We start from the raw sequence: 16,915 nt of genomic DNA on the forward strand, positions 1-16,915 counted from the left end.
GTGTTACGCGTCGCCCTTTTTGGGTTCGGTGTCGGTGTCGGGCGCGACCTCGTCGGTCGTCGGCTTGAATTCGGCACGCTGGCCGTACTCGGGCTCGCCGACAACGGCCGGCGTGCCGGCGTCGGTGTCAACGGTCTGGTCGAGGACGACGTCATCGCCGGCAACTGTGGGCTCGACGACGCGGGCGATCGTCTGGCGGTGGATCTGCACAATGGTGCCGGGTGCGATCTCGAGGGCGACCTTGTTCTCTTCCTCATCGATCGACACAATGGTGCCGTAGAGGCCGAAGTTGGTCATCACGTCTGCTCCGGCGACCATCTTCGACTGCAGGGCCAAGGTGTCCTTCTGGCGCTTGCGGCCATTGCGAAACATGAAGAACACAAGCAACGCCAAGACGGCGAGCATGACAAGAGTCAACGGATCCATAGAACTGTGAAACCTTCCCGTGCGAGCGTGGTGTCGCGACGAAGTTTTTTGTGGGAGTGGCTGGGGGAAGCCGGCAGAAGGTGCGTGCCTGACCAGCTTGAATTATAGAACATCCAAGGTGAGCGCAGCCTGAGGATTGCTCAAGCCGAAATGCCGCCACGCTGCGGCAGTAGCAACCCGCCCGCGCGGGGTACGCGTGAGGAAGCCTATCCGCACCAGGAAGGGCTCTACGACCGATTCGATGGTTTCGGGCTCCTCCCCCACCGAGACGGCCAGTGTATTCAGCCCAACTGGTCCACCCCCAAAACGGGTGAGGACGATGTTCATGACCTCGCGGTCGAGCCGGTCCAGTCCGATTTCGTCGACGTCGTAGAGTTCCAGCGCCGCGTGCACGGCCGCCAGGTCGGCGTCTCCGCCGTGCACGAGCGCGTAGTCGCGCACCCGGCGCAACAGCCGGTTGGCGATTCGCGGAGTCCCCCGGCACCGGCCGGCGATCTCGGCGATGGCCTCCCGGTCGATGACCAGTCCGAGGAGGCGTGCGGCCCGCACCAGCACCAGTTCGAGTTCGGCGTCGGCGTAGAACTCCAGGTGGGCCGTGAAGCCGAACCTGTCGCGCAGTGGGTTCGGGAGCATGCCGGAACGTGTGGTGGCCCCGACCAGGGTGAACGGCGCCAGGTCCAACGGTACCGACGTGGCTCCGGCCCCCTTGCCGACCATGATGTCGATGCGGAAGTCCTCCATCGCCAAGTAGAGCATCTCTTCGGCGGAGCGGGCCATCCGATGGATCTCATCGATGAAGAGCACCTCGCCGGGCACGAGGGAGGAGAGCACTGCAGCCAGGTCGCCGGCGTGCTGAATCGCGGGGCCGCTAGACATGCGCAGCGGCCGATTGCCCTCGTAGGCGATGATCATGGCGAGGGTCGTCTTGCCGAGGCCTGGCGGGCCGGCCAGCAGGATGTGGTCAGGGGTGCGCTGCTGCATCGATGCCGCGGTCAGCAGCAGCTGCAACTGACCGCGCACCTTCTGCTGGCCGACGAACTCGGTGAGGCTCTTGGGGCGCAGGGCGCCCTCGAAGGCCAGCTCCGCGTCGCCCTCGAGTGCCGGGTTGGTCAGGTCGACGCCGGGATCCTGGGTCATGAGTTGCGACCAGCGGCATTGGCGGCACCCGAATGCTGGGCAGGACCGAGCCGGGCCAAGGCCAGGCGGAGCACGGCCCCGACCCCGGCTTCCTCGGCGTCGAACTCGGCTGTGCTGCCGGCGAGGATCTCCTCAACGGCCTGGACGGCGACCCGCTCCGACCAGCCGAGGCCGATCAGCGCTGCTTGCACGCTGGCGCCGACGGTGGCCGTGGCGACGCCGACGCGTCCGGGGGCAACGGCGGCGCTGGTGACGGCGACCTTGCCGACCAGTGACAGCACTATGAGCTTGGCGGTCTTCGGTCCGATCCCGCTGACCTTGCGGAACACGGCATCGTCCTCGGCGTTGACGGCGAGGGCGATTTGGTTGGGGGTGAGCACGGCGAGCACGCCGAGCGCGGACTTGGGACCGACGCCGGTGACGCCGACGAGAAGCTCGAACACTGCGAGTTCTTCGGCGCTAGGGAAGCCGTAGAGGGTCAGGGAGTCTTCACGAACGATCAGGGTGGTGGCCAGGCGGGTTTCGGTGCCGACCCTCGCGGCCAGGGCCGTGGACGGGGTGACCTGCAGGGCGAGTCCGACTCCGCCGACCTCGATCACGACGGTTGAGCCCAGGGCTGAAAGGACTGGGCCACGCACTGAAGAGATCACCTAGCCAGCCTACGGTGCGCCGCAGACACTGCCGCCGCCGACCCCGGCGCGTTGCCGCGCTCGGCGTCGCGCCAGGCCTTCTGCGCCGGAGTGAGCGAGCCGGGACTCAGCGCGGGCGTGGACCGGTTGCCCGCCGCGACCGTGCCGCTGGTGGGGAGTACACCGCCGGCGGCGCCGGTTCGCCACGCGTGGCAGATGGCCAGCGCGAGGGCGTCGGCGGCATCCGCCGGTTTCGGGATTTCGGCCAGTCCCAGCACCCGGGCGACCATTGTGCCGACCTGTTTTTTGTCCGCGGAGCCGTACCCGGTGATGGCGGCCTTGACCTCGCTAGGGGTGTGCAGGGTCACCGTCAGTCCGCGCTTGGCGGCGAGCATGAGGGCCACCCCACTGATCTGGGCGGTGCCCATGACCGTGCTCACGTTCTGCTGCGCGAAGACCCGTTCAATGGCCACGAAGTGCGGTCGGTGCCGGTCGAGGAGCTCTTCGAGGCCCTCACTGATCAGGAGCAGGCGGCGTTCGAGGGGCAGGTCGGGAGAGCTGCGCAGCACCTGCACGTCGACAAGGGTCGCCGAACGGTTCGCTGCGACGTCGACGATCCCGACGCCGCAGCGGGTCAGGCCCGGGTCGATGCCCAGCACCCTGACCGTCATCGGTGGGCTATTCGCTGTCTGCTTCGAGCTCGGCCTGGACCTCGGCCGAGACGTCGTAGTTGCTGTAGATATTCTGCACGTCGTCGAGTTCCTCGAGAGCGTCGATGAGCCTGAACACCTTGCGGGCGGTCTCGGCGTCGACCTCGATCTTGAGCTGCGGGACGAAGGCGATGTCGGCGGAGTCGTAGTCGATTCCAGCCGCCTGCAGGGCAGTACGGGTGGCGACCAGATCGTGCGCCTCGCTGAAGACCTCGAACTTCTCGCCGTCGTCGACGACCTCTTCGGCGCCGGCGTCGAGCACCGCAGCGAGCACGTCGTCTTCGGTTGCGTCTCCCTTGGGCACCACAACGATGCCCTTGCGGTGGAAGTTGTAGGCGACACTGCCCGGGTCGGCCATGTTGCCGCCGTTGCGGCTGACCGTGGTGCGCACCTCGGCCGCGGCTCGGTTCTTGTTGTCGGTGAGGCACTCGATCATGATGGCGACACCGTTGGCGGCGTAGCCCTCATACATGATCGTGGTGTAGTCGACGGCTTCACCGGACAGCCCGGCGCCGCGCTTGACGGCGCGGTCGATGTTGTCGTTGGGGACCGAGGTCTTCTTGGCCTTCTGGATGGCGTCGACGAGCGTCGGGTTGCCAGACAGGTCCGCTCCGCCCATACGGGCAGCGACCTCGATGTTCTTGATCAGCTTGGCGAAAGCCTTCGCCCGACGCGAGTCGGTGACAGCCTTCTGGTGCTTGGTGGTCGCCCACTTGGAATGCCCGGACATGAATCTCCCGATTTTCGTTGCGTTGTCGTTGCGCTAACTCGTGCGACGCGCTTGGGGCGTCGTCTGCAGGCACCGCGACCGTTCCGACCGCTCAGTGCGTTCTCAGTCTAGCCCGGGCACCCTCTGACCGCCCTTCGGCTCACCGGGTGGTGGGCACGCCGAGTATCTTGTGCAGGGTGCGCAGGTTGCGGTTCGTGGTGGTGGATTTGTACCGGGGTTTGGCTGCCAGGACGCTGAAGGGGCTCTTGATGCCCACAGCCCGACGCACCTGCCAGTACAGGAGTCCGTCGCCGGGTAGAACGCTCTCGTCGGCCGGATCGAGCTGGGGCGCGCTGACCAGGAGCTCGTCGAGCCTGGCCGGGTCTGAGCCGAAGAGGATGTACGAGTGCCAGCCGTCCCGGTCGTCGAACGGGTAGCCGTCGACGGCTACGACGAGGTCGTCTCTGCTGAGCAGCACCACGAACGCCGTGTATCCGAATCGCTCGGACAGGGCTCGTTCCATGCCCGTCTTGACGGCGGCGGCATCAGGCTCGTCGCTCGTGAAGAGCACATTGCCGCTGGCCAGGATGGTCGTGACACCGCTGTGGCCGAGCCTGCTGACCGTTTCGGCCAGGTCGGCCATCTTGATGGTGATGCCGCCGACGTTGATGCCGCGCAACAGGGCGACGTATCTCATGCGCTGGCCTGGGTCATGCCCCCATTGTGCCGGACTGTGTGGTGCAGCCGGGCTAGGCGCCGAAACCGGCCGTCTGCACCTTCTGCAGGAAGTACTCGTGGAAGCGGTACTCCCCCGTGATCTCCGGGTGGAAGGACGTGCCGAGCAGGTTGCCTTGTTCGACGGCCACGCATCGACCGTCGGCGATCGTCGCCAACGCCGTGGCGCGCGATCCGACGGTCTCGACCACCGGGGCGCGGATGAAGACGGCGTGCACTGGGGTCTCGCCGAGGGCCGGTACGTCCAGGTCGGTCTCGAACGAGGCGGTCTGCGAGCCGAACGCGTTGCGGCGCACGCTGATGTCCAGGCCGCCGATGCTCTGCTGGCCCGAGATGCCGTCCAACACGTTGTCGGCCAGCATGATCAGTCCCGCGCAGGTGCCGTAGACCGGCATCCCGCCCTGGACGGCCGCTCGCAGGGGGTCGGCGAGGCCGAACATGCGAGTCAGCTTGTCCATCACGCTGGACTCGCCGCCCGGGATCACCAGGCCGGTGACGCTGGCCAGTTCCTCCGGGCGGCGCACGAGAGTGACCTCGGTGCCGAGCGAGCGCAGAACGTCGGCATGCTCGCGAAAGTCGCCCTGAAGGGCGAGTACTCCAACGCTCATGAAGCGGGTGTTACCAGCCGCGCTCGGAGAGGCGGTGCGGTGCGGCAAGGTCGGACACGTTGATGCCGACCATGGCTTCGCCGAGTCCCCGCGAGACATCCGCGATGATCTTGGCGTCGTCGTAGAAGGCGACGGCCTTGACGATGGCGTTGGCGCGTTCCTGCGGGTTGCCGGACTTGAAGATGCCCGAACCCACGAAGACGCCGTCGGCGCCGAGCTGCATCATCATGGCCGCGTCGGCCGGGGTGGCCACGCCGCCGGCGGTGAACAGCACGACGGGCAGCTTGCCGGTCGCGGCGATCTCGGCGACGAGTTCGTACGGGGCCTGCAGGTCCTTGGCGGCCACGTACAGCTCGTCCTTGGTGAGCGAGGACAGCCGGGCGATCTCGCCCTTGATGGTGCGGATGTGCTTGGTGGCCTCAGAGACGTCGCCGGTGCCGGCCTCGCCCTTGGAGCGGATCATCGCGGCGCCCTCGGTGATGCGACGCAGCGCCTCGCCCAGGTTGGTGGCACCGCAGACGAACGGAATCGTGAAGTTCCACTTGTCGATGTGGTTGACGTAGTCGGCGGGGCTCAGCACCTCTGACTCGTCGATGTAGTCGACCTCGAGGGCCTGCAGCACCTGGGCCTCGACGAAGTGGCCGATGCGGGCCTTCGCCATAACCGGGATGGAGACCTCGGCGCGGATGCTGTCGATCAGGTCGGGGTCGCTCATGCGGGCGACACCACCCTGGGAGCGGATGTCGGCCGGGACGCGCTCGAGCGCCATGACGGCGACGGCGCCGGCGTCTTCGGCGATGCGGGCCTGCTCGGCGTTGACGACGTCCATGATGACGCCGCCCTTCAGCATCTCAGCGAGTCCGCGCTTGACGCGGCTCGAGCCGAACTGTGCGGCGCTGTCGACCTGCTCGGGGGAAGTGGTGTCAGTCATAGCTACGATTCTATTCCTTGCGTCTGGTGCCGCTGGTCGGGGCGAGGGGCACGGGTGATGAGAACTGGGTCAAGAGACGGGTGTTACTGCAAGCCGTGCCAGCGAGGTGGGAAAGCGAGGGTCAGACGGTGGAAACCGGCCAACCCTCCGCGACCTCGCGGCGCACCTCGCCGAGCAGCTTCGGGATTGCCTTGGTGCCGGCGATGATCGGGAAGAAGTTCGAGTCGAGCGCCCACCGCGGCACGATGTGCTGGTGCAGGTGCTCGGCGATCCCGGCGCCCGCGATGCGGCCCTGGTTCATTCCGAGGTTGAACCCGTCGCAGCCCGAGGTGGCCTTGAGCACCCGCATTGCCACCTGGGTCAGGCTACCGATCTCGGCGACTTCCTCCGGGGTGGCTTCGTCATACGTCGCAACATGCCGGTAGGGGCAGACCAGCAGGTGGCCGCTGTTGTACGGGAACAGGTTCAGCAGCACGTAGGCGTACTTCCCGCGAGCCACGATGAGAGCCTTCTCGTCGTCCATCGACGGTGCGATGCAGAACGGGCAGTCGTCGGGGTGCGGCTGCTGACCGTCTTGGATGTAGACCATCCGGTGGGGCGTCCACAGTCGCTGGAAGGCGTCCGGAACGGCGGCGAAGTCGCCCGAATTCTCCACCTGGACGCCCTCGACGAAGTCCTGCGGGCTGCCGGACAGGCGGTCCCAGGGCGTGTCTCGCGGCGCGTCCTTCTCGGGACCCGCCGGAGTGGCTTCGGTCACCGTCAGGCCTGGCCCGCGCCGGCCGCAACGACCAGGGCGACGGGTGCGCCTTCCTGGGCGAAGTCGGCGGCGCCGTTGACCTGCGCGCGGGTGGTGATGGACGCGATGATCCGGCGGATGGCGTCGTCGACGGGAACCCCGTTTTCCTGGGTGCCGTCACGGAACCGGAAGCTGACCGCGCCGTTCGCGCGGTCATCCTCACCGACGATGAGCTGGAACGGGATCCTCTGCAGGGTGGCGTTGCGGATCTTCTTCTGCATCCGGTCGCTGGACGAGTCGAGTTCGACCCGGACGCCCGCCGTCTTGAGCTTGGCCAGGACTTCCCAGAGGAAGTCCTCGTACTGCTCGGACACTGGGATGCCGATGACCTGCACCGGCGAGAGCCAGACCGGGAACGCACCGGCGTAGTGCTCGAGCAGGATGGCGAAGAACCGCTCGATCGACCCGAGCAGGGCGCGGTGGATCATGACCGGCTGCTGGCGACTGCCGTCGGGCGCCGTGTACTCCAGGTCGAACAGTTCCGGCTGGTTGAAGTCGAGTTGCACCGTCGACAGCTGCCAGGTGCGGCCGATGGCGTCCCGTGCCTGCACCGAGATCTTCGGACCATAAAAGGCCGCTCCACCCGGATCCGCCACGAGTTCGAGTCCCGAATCCTCGCCGACCTGGCGGAGGGTGTCGGTCGCGGCCTCCCACTGCTCGTCAGTACCGACGGACTTCTTGGGATCGCGGGTCGACAGTTCCAGGTAGAAATCGGTGAGGCCGTAACCACGGAGGGTCTCGAAGACGAACTCGAGCTGGCTGGTGACCTCGGCTTTGACCTGGTCCTGGGTGACGTAGATGTGAGCATCGTCCTGGGTGAGGCCTCTCACGCGAGTGAGGCCCTGCAGCGTGCCGCTCTTCTCATAGCGGTAGACGGTGCCGAACTCCGCCAGACGCAACGGAAGCTCGCGGTAGCTGCGGCCGCGGGCTTTGAAGATGAGGTTGTGCATTGGGCAGTTCATGGGCTTCAGGTAGTAGTCCTGGCCCTGGCGGGTGACGTGGCCCTCGGCGTCGACCTCTTCGTCAAGGTGCATGGGCGGGAACATGCCCTCGCGGTACCAGTTGAGGTGCTGGCTGGTCTCGAACAGGTGGCCCTTGGTGATGTGGGGGGTGTTGACCAGGTCGTAGCCGTTCGCGAGCAGGCGCTCGCGCATGAAGTTCTCAATCTCCGAACGGATGATGCCGCCCTTGGGGTGGAAGACAGCCAGGCCGGAGCCGATCTCTTCGGGGAAGGAGAACAGGTCCAGTTCCTGACCGAGCTTGCGATGGTCGCGCTTGGCGGCCTCTTCCAGGCGGGCCTTGTAGGCGCGCAGTTCGTCCTTGGTGGGCCAGGCGGTGCCGTAGATGCGCTGCAGCTGCGGGTTCTTCTCCGAACCGCGCCAGTACGCTGCGGCCAGGCGGGTGAGCGAGTAGCCGTTGCCGATCATGCGGGTGTTGGGCAGGTGCGGACCGCGGCAGAGGTCCTTCCACACGGTCTCACCGGTCTTGGGGTCGACGTTGTCGTAGATGGTCAGTTCCGCGCCGCCGACCTCGACGGACTCGTTGTCGCCATCGGGGGTCGGGTCGTCTCCCGCCCCGCCCTTCAGGCCGATGAGTTCCAGTTTGTACGGCTCTGCCGCGAGTTCGGCGCGGGCCTCGTCATCGGTCACGACGCGGCGCACGAAGCGCTGGCCCTGACGGATGATGCGGTCCATGGCCTTCTCGAGCGACTTGATGTCTTCGGGGGTGAACGGTTCGGCCACGTCGAAGTCGTAGTAGAAGCCGTCGGTGACGAATGGGCCGATGCCCAAGCGCGCCGCGGGGTTCACGGTCTGCACGGCCTGAGCGAGCACGTGAGCAGCCGAGTGGCGGAGGATGTTGAGGCCATCGGGTGAGTCGATTGTCACCGGGGTGACGTCATCCGTTTCGGTCACCGCAGTGGCGAGGTCCCTGAGCTCGCCGTTGACGCGCATGGCGACAACGGATCGGTCGGTGAAAAGCTCAAAACCGTCAACCACGTGTATTACTCCCTTGAGTTGCGAACCCTTCAACTTTAGCGGGCGCCGGTGGGCTCAGTGACGGGCCGCGGGCACAGAAAAGCGCTGCCGGCGATGCCCGTGTGGACTCTGCCGACAGCGCTTGGCTGTACTGCCTCTTGTGCTACCCGGTGGGCGATACTGGGATCGAACCAGTGACCTCTTCCGTGTCAGGGAAGCGCGCTACCGCTGCGCCAATCGCCCAGGACCGCGGATGGTACTCACGGGCTGGAGGTGGATACGGGATTCGAACCCGTGTAGACGGCTTTGCAGGCCGTTGCCTCGCCTCTCGGCCAATCCACCGTGTTCTTTGTTACCTGTATACCCAAAGAAAATCGGCCTCTCGGCCGATTCACTTCGAGCGGATGACGAGATTCGAACTCGCGACCCTCACCTTGGCAAGGTGATGCGCTACCACTGCGCCACATCCGCAACTGCTCGCATTTCTGCGTGCTTGGAAGACTCTACTCGATCCTGGGGACCTCGTGTGCACATCACGCGCCAGTGGGCGCCGAGCCCGGTCGAAATCACCCGCTGTGCCGCGGAATTACGCGGAAAAACAAAAAACCCCCGAGTTTATCGGGGGTTTTCTTCGGTGCTTCTCGTGCTTGGTGTTGTCATTGCTCTGTGGGCGATACTGGGATCGAACCAGTGACCTCTTCCGTGTCAGGGAAGCGCGCTACCGCTGCGCCAATCGCCCAGATCCTTCGCAGTGCAAAATGCACACCGTTCTGGTTGGAGGTGGATACGGGATTCGAACCCGTGTATACGGCTTTGCAGGCCGCTGCCTCGCCTCTCGGCCAATCCACCGTGCTTGATGCCGTATTCACTACAACCGTGCTGGGTTTACTACCAAAGAGAATCGGCCTTTCGGCCGATTCAATTCGAGCGGATGACGAGATTCGAACTCGCGACCCTCACCTTGGCAAGGTGATGCGCTACCACTGCGCCACATCCGCAACTGCTCGCATTTCTGCGTGCGTTGAAGACTCTAGCCGATAGTGCGAGACAAATTCAAACCGAGCGATTGCCGCGTGTCGCGGCCCCTCGATGTGCGCTCAGGCCCCGGTCTGGTCTAGTATCAGATGTCGCAGTCGAGAGGTTTTCGAGTGTGGTTCGGGCGATTGGCGCAGTTGGTAGCGCGCTTCCTTCACACGGAAGAGGTCGTGGGTTCGAGTCCCGCATCGCCCACCGAAACGGCCCCCGGAGAACCCGGGGGCCTCGTTGGTTAACGATGGGAATTCGGTCCGGAACAGGCTGGCCGGCGCGGTGGACTCAGCGTTAGTTCGGCGCGGCCCCGCCCTAGCTTGACTCCCCAGCGCCCACCGGTGTCGAAGCGAACAGCACTCTGTCGCTGGCCACGAGGTCGTCGAGGGTCAATACCCGCTGGAGATCGTGCCCGGCGGCCAGGGCAAGGCGCAGTTGGTCATCGCTTTGGGGAGCGAGCCGGCCTTCCATGAATCCGCCCAGTGCCCGAATCGCGCAGGCGGTGAGCACCCCCTCGGGAGTGCCGCCGATCCCCATGGCCAAATCGATTCGCCCGCCGGGTGTGGCAGCGTCGATCGCGGCGGACACGTCGCCCTCCCCCGCGAGCACGACCCGTGCACCGACCCCGCGCAGTTCGGCCACGAGGCTCGCGTGCCGCGGTTTGTCGAGCACGGCTACGGTGATCTCGGTCACCGGCTTCCCGAGCGCTTCGGCCAGCCGGCGCACGTTCTGACTCGGGGTGGCCAGAAGGTCGAGGATGCCGCGGGCCGGCGCCGAGGAGATGAGCTTGTCCATGTAGAACACGTCCCGGGGATCGAACAGCGTGCCGCGTGGGGCGAGGGCGATGACACAGACGGATCCTGGCAGCCCTTCCTGCACGAGTCGCGTGCCGTCGAGCGGGTCGACGGCAATGTCGCAGGCCGGTCCCTCGCCGGAGCCGAGTTCCTCGCCGTTGGCCAGCATCGGGGCTTCGTCCTTCTCCCCCTCCCCGATCACCACGTACCCGGCGAATGGCGCCGGCAGCAGTTCGGCGCGCATGGCGGCGACTGCCGCGGCATCCGCCGCATTCTTGTCACCGCGTCCGAACCAGACTTCGGCGGCCAGTGCCGCCGCGACCGTCGCCGCGCGTACCGCGGCGACCAGCTCCGCCGAATAGTGTTCGCCGCCGAGAACCGTACTGGTGCTGGTGCCGGTGCCGGTACCCGCACTCGGGCTTGTGCTCGGTGTGGCTGCGTCGGTCGTCGTGTTGCTGCTCATGGGACTCGATGGTACCCGCAGGGCCGGGCCCGCCAGCCGAGATAGTGTCAAGGGGTGATCAGAGAACACGCCATTCTCCCCGTGCGACCCGGCCGTGAAGACGCCTTCCTTGCTGCGTTCCAGACGGCCCGGCCGCTCATCGAGTCGATGCCCGGCTTCCGTGGGCTCAGCCTGTCCAGGTCGGTTGAGGATCCATCGACCTTCCTGCTGCTGGTGGACTGGGAACGGTTGGAGGACCACACCGAGGGGTTCAGGGGATCCCCTGAATACGCCGACTGGAGAGCGCTGCTGCACAGTTTTTACGACCCGTTCCCCGAGGTGCAGCACTTCATCTCCGTGCCCTGATCTGTGCCCTGATTCGGGCTGGCCGCTCCTCCACAGGCGGCCGGTTTGAGTACCTTTCCACACCCGGTTCTGCCGGGGTGGGAGTGTCGGTGGTCGGTGGGAATATCGGGGTATGAGCAGCCCCGCTGAGCAGTTCCCGACCGACCCGGAGGACCCGGAGGACCCGGGTCACGACGCCCGCGACCCGATGCCGACGCCCACGCGCAGGCGCACCGGCGCCGCCGCACCCTGCAGGAGCAGGCGCAGGCCACCCTCGCCCGGAAAGTCGCCTAAGCAAGAAAGGCCCGCTGGAGGATCGCGAAGGCGACCGCCGAACGTGCTCGCGCACTAGCGGAGCTGCAGCGGTGGAGCAGGGACCCTGCCACCGCGAAACCGCTCAACCCCGACTACGCCGCCGAGTCGGCCCGCGGACCGGTCCTCACCGACGCCGATGCGAGCCCGCGGAAGATCGCGGCGTGGGAAGACCAGGAAATCGCCCGCCGCACCATCACGACCGAGGTCGCCTGCTCGCTGCGCCTGGCCGATCGCACCGCGGAGAACCTGATCGGTGAATCCTCGATGTTCGCCGGCCCGACGACAGCCACCCTCACGGCGATGAGCCACGGCGACATCAGCTACCGGCACGGGCAGGTGCTGATGGAGCAACTCAGCTTCATCCCGCTTGCGGAAGCCGCCGCCTTCGAAGCCAAGTTGCTGCCGGTGGCGAAAGACCTCACCGTCGGCAAACTCGCCGTCAAGGCCCGGCGGATGCGGGAACGAGCGCACCCCGAGACCCTCACCACACGGACCACCGCCGCGATCGCCGAACGCGGGGCACCCAGATCTGCGCCGACGCGATGACCCACCCCGAGACCGTTGCCGTGCTCTCGGTCGGAAAAGAACACTACAAAGCCCCCGCCGACCTGCGCCGCTGGGTCGCCCTGCGCGACGGCACCTGCCGCTTCCCCGGCTGCACCAGACCCGCATCCCGCAGCGACCTCGACCACACCCTCGCCCGAGAACACGGCGGACCCACCGACTACGACAACCTGGCCCACCTCTGCCGCGCCCACCACCGACTCAAACCACCCTGGCTCCCACTCCCGAACGACCGGCAGCACCGGCCCGGCCACAGGCGAACGACCGGCCTGAAGATCCACCGTCCTTCTAGCGCTCCCCCAACCGTCTCGGAGGACGCGCAGCAGCGGGCACTTGCTAATTCGGCAATTCTGTTTGTCAATCTTGTAGCGGCGCTTCAGCATGGTGATATGACCAGCAACGGCACGCCTCCCTCTATCCCCCGTCTTCCACATCCGCAGACACACGACGTCGTCATCATCGGCGGCGGCGCTGCCGGACTCAGCGCCGCAGTTGTGCTCGGGCGGGCACGACGTTCGGTGGTCGTCGTAGACAACGGACATCCGCGCAACGCGCCCGCCGAGGGCGTGCACAGCTTCCTCACCCGCGACGGCTTGCGCCCCGCCGAGCTGGTGCGCCTCGGCCAGGACGAGGCCCGCTCCTACGGCGTGGAGTTCGTCATGGGCCGGGCCGTCGACAGCCGACGCTCGGCGCAGGGCTTCACGGTGACCCTCGATGACGGCAGCACAGTGTCGGGGCACCGGCTGCTGGTAGCGACCGGGCTCGTCGATGAACTTCCCGATGTCCCCGGCCTCGCCGAGCGGTGGGGACGGGACGTGCTGCACTGCCCGTACTGCCATGGCTGGGAGGTCAGGGACCAGACCATCGGCATCCTCGGCACCGGGCCGAAGTCGGTTCACCAGGCGCTGCTCTTTCGCCAGTGGAGTAGGAACATCACTCTCTTTTTGCACGGCGACATGCTCGACGCCGACGGCACGATTTCCGAGCTGCACGGACCGACCGATGCAGAGTGGGAGCAACTCGCCGCCCGCGGCGTCAGCGTCGTGATCGGCCCGGTAGCGGGCCTCGACGTGCGGAACAAGGCCCTGGCCGGGGTTCGCCTGGCCAGCGGTCGCCTGTTCCCCCTGCAGGCGCTCGTGGTCGCCCCGACGTTCACGGCCCGCACCGACTTCCTCGCCGGGCTTGGGCTGGCCTCGACACTGCATCCGTTCGGCGTCGGCACCCAGTTGGACAGCGACGAGACCGGGCGCGTACTCAACGACGGTGCCGTGGTGCCCGGAGTCTGGGCGGCCGGTAACGCCACCAACCTGATGGCGCAGGTCGTCGTGTCCGCCGCCGCCGGACTCGGCGTTGCCACGATGATCAACTCCGACCTCATAGCGGCGGAGGTGGAGACCGCTGTGACGGCCTACCGCAGCCCGTTCTCGACCGCCAACGAGTCCCGCAACAGCGACTCGGTGCTCGGCGATCGCCGACACGGGGTTCATCCAGAGCACACACCGGCTCGGGAAGGACAGAGCCGATAACGTCCACGTCGGCCAGTCCAACGGGACTGCTGTGGTCGCTCTCGCGGCCGGTCAGTCCCTGGTGCCGAACCAGGTCGTGATTCCGGGTGAGTAGAGCACCGAATCCGGTGCCCGGGATCCTGCCAGCCCCGGGAAACCGGCCACCGAGAGCAGGCTGTCGTCCAGTGAGATCAGCTGCGCCGTGAACAGCCGCCACGGCTGGTGGTGGTTGCGCAGCCGGATGGTGCGGCCGCGGACCCGGGTGAACAGCGCCCAGCGCGCGGTGAGGAAGTCGGCCAGCGGATCCTCTACGACGGGCTGACCCGTCGATCGCACGACGATCTGAGTGCGCGCGTGCGCGGCGAGGTGGCGGGTGGACGAGTAGCGGTACTCGCCGGCCTCCACTTCCACCCGTGTGCGTGACCACATGTAGGGCAGCGCGAAGAGCGCGCGGGCGGCCAGCACCGCGGCGAGCCTGGACGCCTCGAGTGACACGAACACCACACCCCGCCGCCCGCGGTCGTCGACCGCGTAGAGACGCACATTGACCTCGACGAACGAGCCGAAATACGGGATCGGCGCGCTGCCGAACAGAGTGGCTCGGTCCAGGACGAACGGGATCAGGCCGACCCAGCTGGAGCCGTCGTAGACGTCGGGCCGGAGGCCCTCCGGGAGCAGTGGCGCCACCTGGTCGGCGTCGACCCGCCAATGCAGGAAAACCAGATCTGACCAGCGCTGACTGGCCGTCGCCCGGCCGACAAGCGGCGGGGCGACGGCCGTGATCGGCCAGGGTTCCGACACGGGGTGGCTAGACGGCGTCGGTGTGAACGGCGCCGCTGTGAACCGTGTCAGCGTCGGCAGATACCGGCACCTGTGCGGGCGCAAAACCGTCGCCGGCCTGGGCCCTCGCCAGTGCCGTACCGGCAGCGGTTCCACCGATCAGGCCGCCGAGCAGGTCCTTGATGCCCACGCCCATGGTGGAGTTGAGCACGGCATCGACCTCGGAGAAGCCGGAGGCGACGTTCTTGCTGAGCTGGCTCGCACCGTCGGTGGAGATCACCGTGAGCTGGTCGATGTTGCCCATCGGCGCGGCCAGCTCGTGCGCGATCTTCGGCAGCATCTCGACAAGGCGCAACTGGATGAGCGCCTCGGACTGCTCGGCCACGGCCTGGGCGCTGAGGCGGGTAGCCTCGGCCTCTGCCGAGCCGCGGGCCAGGATGGCGTCGGCGTTGGCCTGGCCCTCGGCCCGGATGGCCTCGGCGGACGCCACCCGGCTGTCGCGGTCGGCGTTGGCGGCCGCGACGCGGGCCTCGGCGGCTGCGGCTGCGGAGACCCGCACGCGGTACGCGTCGGCATCGGCCACGGCGTTGACCTCGGAGTCAAGCTCGGCCTTTCGCAGGCTGGCGCGACGCTTGGCGGTCAGCTCCTGCTCCTGAACGATGTTCTGCTGGGCCTTCGCCTCGGCTAGCGGCTTGGCCGCAGCGGCCTCGGCGGAGGCCTTGTCGGTGTCGAGCTGGAGCGCCGCCTTGCGCAGCGCCAGGGTGTTCTGGGCCTCGGCCACGGCCTGTTCGGCGATGATCGAAGCTTCCTGCGCTTCCCGGTTGGCCTGGTGCTCGGCCACCTCGGCCTGTCGGCGCACCTTGGCCTGTTCGGCACGACCCAGGTCGCGGATGTAGTCGTTGGCGTCGGTGATGCCCTTGATCTCGAACGAGTCGACGTCGACGCCCTGGTTGGCGAGGGATTCCCGGGCGGTGGCGAGCACCGACGTGCCGAGCTCATCACGCTTCTGGATGATGGTCATCACGTCGGTGGCGCCGATCGAGGACCGCAGGGAACCGCTGAGCACCTCCTGGGCGAAGTTGTCGATGTTCTTGTCCTGGCCGGTGAAACGCTGGGCAGCAGCGCGGATCGCGGTCGGGTCGTCGCCGACCTTGACGATCGCGACGGCTTCGACGGTGAGAGTGATTCCGTTGCGGTCCTGGGCGACAGCCGTGATCTCGATGGCCCGGCTGCGCAGGCTGATCTTGAACGCCTTCTGGAAGAAGGGGGTTATGAACACACCCTGGCCGTGAACCACACGCTGGCCGGACTCCTCGAGGGTGGCGCCGTCGACGATGGTCTTCTTGGACTTCTTGCCGGTGATGACGAGGGCTTCGTCCGGCCCGGCGTTCTTGTACACCGAGCGGGCGTAGACGAGCACGATCACACCCACCACAATGACGAGGAAGACGATACCGATAATCGGACTGAGGAGTTCTAACATGTGTACCTTCCGGTCCGCGCCAGGCGAACGTCACGTCGCGCAGCCAGAAGGGCCCCGCTCCCTCCACGTAGGCTAGCGCTCCCGCGCCCCGGCGTGCGGGGTCAGAAGGGTCGATTGTCTTCTCAGGCCAGCAATTTTGCCTTCGCCGCCGTGAACTCAGTGTCATTGAGCACCCCGGCATTGTGGAGTTGGGACAGCTGGTTCAGCTGGTCGAGCAGGGCGGAATCTCCCGAGGCCGGCGGCGCAGCCGCCTGCTGCTGCTGCTGCTGGGCGTCGTACTCGGCCTGGGCTTGGGCATCGGCCTGTGCCTGGGCATCGGCATCGGCCTGTGCCTGTGCGTCCTGGGCCCTGCCCTGCTGCCGCCGCTGCACATTGCCGCTCACGGCTGTGGCGGTGCCGGCGACGACCGCTGTTCGCGCGGCCATGCCCAGGAGTCCGGGGCGACCCCGTCGAAGTGGTGACATGATCTGGTCCTTACTGTTCGTGGATGGCTGTTCGTGGATGGCTGTTCGTGGATGACTGTTCGTGGATGAACGCGTCGATGGCTCTGGTTTGGTGCGGATCCGATGTCGGCGAGGTCAAACCGCGGCGTCGAGTACCGCGTTCACGACGGCCGCGGGAATCCGCTCCTGATGGAGCACCGCTCCCCCCGATGCCGACAGTACGGAAGCGAAGTGCCGGGCCCAGGTCAGTTCCACGACCAGAACCGCGGCTGAGGTACCAGGCGGCAGGTCCACCGCGAGTTCCTCGACATCGTCCAGTCCGGCGAGGCCGAGTTCTCCCAGTGCCAGGTCCGGCAATTGCGCCTTCTCGGGCAGATCTTCCACCTCGACGATCCGCAGGTCGCCCTCGACGCTGCGAGAGACGAAGATCAGGTCGAGGAGGGTGACTGTCTTCTCATCGATCAGGGCTCGCAGTGCCTCGCTCAGAGCGGCACCCGGCCTCTCGCCGTCAAAGGAGATCAGGAGAATCTCCACGGGTCCGTACGTGAATTCCGCCATCGA

18 protein-coding genes and 7 tRNA genes are annotated in these 16,915 nt (G+C 66.8%); 4 read left to right on the forward strand and 21 right to left on the reverse strand.

Features of this window, described 5'->3' with window-relative positions:
* Positions 1-3: 3 nt before the first annotated feature.
* The 16 genes from yajC to E3T22_RS10595 form a co-directional block, all read right to left on the reverse strand.
* The gene (yajC, locus tag E3T22_RS10520) at positions 4-405 is read right to left on the reverse strand and encodes a preprotein translocase subunit YajC (RefSeq protein ID WP_241980134.1); all 402 of its coding nucleotides are present in this window, start codon (positions 403-405) and stop codon (positions 4-6) included.
* Positions 406-528: 123 nt separating this feature from the next.
* Entirely contained in the window at positions 529-1,563 is a 1,035-nt protein-coding gene (gene ruvB, locus E3T22_RS10525) for a Holliday junction branch migration DNA helicase RuvB (RefSeq protein ID WP_103431917.1), read from the reverse strand.
* Positions 1,560-2,213 (reverse strand): Holliday junction branch migration protein RuvA, encoded by a 654-nt coding sequence (ruvA, locus tag E3T22_RS10530; RefSeq protein ID WP_134408712.1) that lies wholly within the window; start codon positions 2,211-2,213, stop codon positions 1,560-1,562. Before ruvA ends, ruvB begins: the two co-directional genes overlap by 4 nt.
* A complete protein-coding gene (gene ruvC, locus E3T22_RS10535; protein WP_134480063.1) occupies positions 2,210-2,863 on the reverse strand; it encodes a crossover junction endodeoxyribonuclease RuvC in 654 nt (217 codons plus the stop codon). Before ruvC ends, ruvA begins: the two co-directional genes overlap by 4 nt.
* Before the next feature lie 7 nt (positions 2,864-2,870).
* On the reverse strand, positions 2,871-3,632 hold the full coding sequence (locus E3T22_RS10540; RefSeq protein ID WP_088456319.1) for a YebC/PmpR family DNA-binding transcriptional regulator: 762 nt from the start codon (positions 3,630-3,632) through the stop codon (positions 2,871-2,873).
* Positions 3,633-3,771: 139 nt separating this feature from the next.
* The gene (locus tag E3T22_RS10545) at positions 3,772-4,308 is read right to left on the reverse strand and encodes a DUF1697 domain-containing protein (protein WP_088456320.1); all 537 of its coding nucleotides are present in this window, start codon (positions 4,306-4,308) and stop codon (positions 3,772-3,774) included.
* A gap of 52 nt (positions 4,309-4,360) precedes the next feature.
* Positions 4,361-4,954 (reverse strand): pyridoxal 5'-phosphate synthase glutaminase subunit PdxT, encoded by a 594-nt coding sequence (gene pdxT, locus E3T22_RS10550; RefSeq protein ID WP_134480065.1) that lies wholly within the window; start codon positions 4,952-4,954, stop codon positions 4,361-4,363.
* A 10-nt stretch (positions 4,955-4,964) separates the two neighbouring features.
* The gene (gene pdxS / locus E3T22_RS10555; RefSeq protein ID WP_088456322.1) at positions 4,965-5,885 is read right to left on the reverse strand and encodes a pyridoxal 5'-phosphate synthase lyase subunit PdxS; all 921 of its coding nucleotides are present in this window, start codon (positions 5,883-5,885) and stop codon (positions 4,965-4,967) included.
* A gap of 121 nt (positions 5,886-6,006) precedes the next feature.
* The gene (locus tag E3T22_RS10560; RefSeq protein WP_370291374.1) at positions 6,007-6,540 is read right to left on the reverse strand and encodes an HIT domain-containing protein; all 534 of its coding nucleotides are present in this window, start codon (positions 6,538-6,540) and stop codon (positions 6,007-6,009) included.
* A gap of 104 nt (positions 6,541-6,644) precedes the next feature.
* The gene (gene thrS / locus E3T22_RS10565) at positions 6,645-8,678 is read right to left on the reverse strand and encodes a threonine--tRNA ligase (RefSeq protein WP_134408714.1); all 2,034 of its coding nucleotides are present in this window, start codon (positions 8,676-8,678) and stop codon (positions 6,645-6,647) included.
* 150 nt (positions 8,679-8,828) lie between these two features.
* A tRNA-Val gene (locus tag E3T22_RS10570) sits at positions 8,829-8,900 on the reverse strand.
* 25 nt (positions 8,901-8,925) lie between these two features.
* A tRNA-Cys gene (locus tag E3T22_RS10575) sits at positions 8,926-8,999 on the reverse strand.
* A 57-nt stretch (positions 9,000-9,056) separates the two neighbouring features.
* Positions 9,057-9,128: transfer RNA gene (locus E3T22_RS10580), tRNA-Gly, on the reverse strand.
* A 196-nt stretch (positions 9,129-9,324) separates the two neighbouring features.
* Positions 9,325-9,396 (reverse strand) — tRNA-Val (locus E3T22_RS10585).
* A 36-nt stretch (positions 9,397-9,432) separates the two neighbouring features.
* Positions 9,433-9,506 (reverse strand) — tRNA-Cys (locus tag E3T22_RS10590).
* Positions 9,507-9,583: 77 nt separating this feature from the next.
* Positions 9,584-9,655, reverse strand: a tRNA-Gly gene (locus E3T22_RS10595).
* Positions 9,656-9,814: 159 nt separating this feature from the next.
* On the opposite strand from E3T22_RS10595, the gene E3T22_RS10600 reads away from it, so the two are divergent.
* A tRNA-Val gene (locus E3T22_RS10600) sits at positions 9,815-9,887 on the forward strand.
* Between the two features lie 111 nt (positions 9,888-9,998).
* On the opposite strand, the gene glpX is transcribed toward E3T22_RS10600, so the two are convergent.
* Entirely contained in the window at positions 9,999-10,940 is a 942-nt protein-coding gene (gene glpX / locus E3T22_RS10605) for a class II fructose-bisphosphatase (RefSeq protein WP_134408715.1), read from the reverse strand.
* 54 nt (positions 10,941-10,994) lie between these two features.
* Here glpX and E3T22_RS10610 point away from each other — a divergent pair, with 54 nt between their 5' ends.
* From E3T22_RS10610 to E3T22_RS10620, 3 genes are all read left to right on the forward strand, one after another.
* Positions 10,995-11,285, forward strand: a complete 291-nt coding sequence (locus E3T22_RS10610; protein WP_088456326.1) for an antibiotic biosynthesis monooxygenase — start codon at positions 10,995-10,997, stop codon at positions 11,283-11,285.
* A gap of 558 nt (positions 11,286-11,843) precedes the next feature.
* Complete coding sequence (locus E3T22_RS10615; protein ID WP_134480066.1) at positions 11,844-12,125, forward strand: hypothetical protein; 282 nt, start codon at positions 11,844-11,846, stop codon at positions 12,123-12,125.
* Positions 12,122-13,669 (forward strand): FAD-dependent oxidoreductase, encoded by a 1,548-nt coding sequence (locus tag E3T22_RS10620; RefSeq protein WP_370291355.1) that lies wholly within the window; start codon positions 12,122-12,124, stop codon positions 13,667-13,669. The genes E3T22_RS10615 and E3T22_RS10620 overlap by 4 nt, the downstream gene beginning before the upstream one ends.
* A gap of 51 nt (positions 13,670-13,720) precedes the next feature.
* Here E3T22_RS10620 and E3T22_RS10625 read toward each other — a convergent pair whose 3' ends face one another.
* The 4 genes from E3T22_RS10625 to E3T22_RS10640 form a co-directional block, all read right to left on the reverse strand.
* Positions 13,721-14,449: a YqjF family protein gene (locus E3T22_RS10625; protein ID WP_134480068.1), complete on the reverse strand. Its 729-nt coding sequence runs from the start codon at positions 14,447-14,449 to the stop codon at positions 13,721-13,723.
* A gap of 7 nt (positions 14,450-14,456) precedes the next feature.
* On the reverse strand, positions 14,457-15,911 hold the full coding sequence (locus tag E3T22_RS10630) for a flotillin family protein (protein WP_134480070.1): 1,455 nt from the start codon (positions 15,909-15,911) through the stop codon (positions 14,457-14,459).
* A 122-nt stretch (positions 15,912-16,033) separates the two neighbouring features.
* A complete protein-coding gene (locus E3T22_RS10635) occupies positions 16,034-16,375 on the reverse strand; it encodes an SHOCT domain-containing protein (RefSeq protein ID WP_134480072.1) in 342 nt (113 codons plus the stop codon).
* A gap of 114 nt (positions 16,376-16,489) precedes the next feature.
* Positions 16,490-16,912 (reverse strand): DUF6325 family protein, encoded by a 423-nt coding sequence (locus tag E3T22_RS10640; RefSeq protein WP_088456332.1) that lies wholly within the window; start codon positions 16,910-16,912, stop codon positions 16,490-16,492.
* Positions 16,913-16,915: the final 3 nt, after the last annotated feature.

This window comes from Cryobacterium sp. TMB3-10 (assembly GCF_004402305.1).
Taxonomy (GTDB): domain Bacteria; phylum Actinomycetota; class Actinomycetes; order Actinomycetales; family Microbacteriaceae; genus Cryobacterium; species Cryobacterium zongtaii.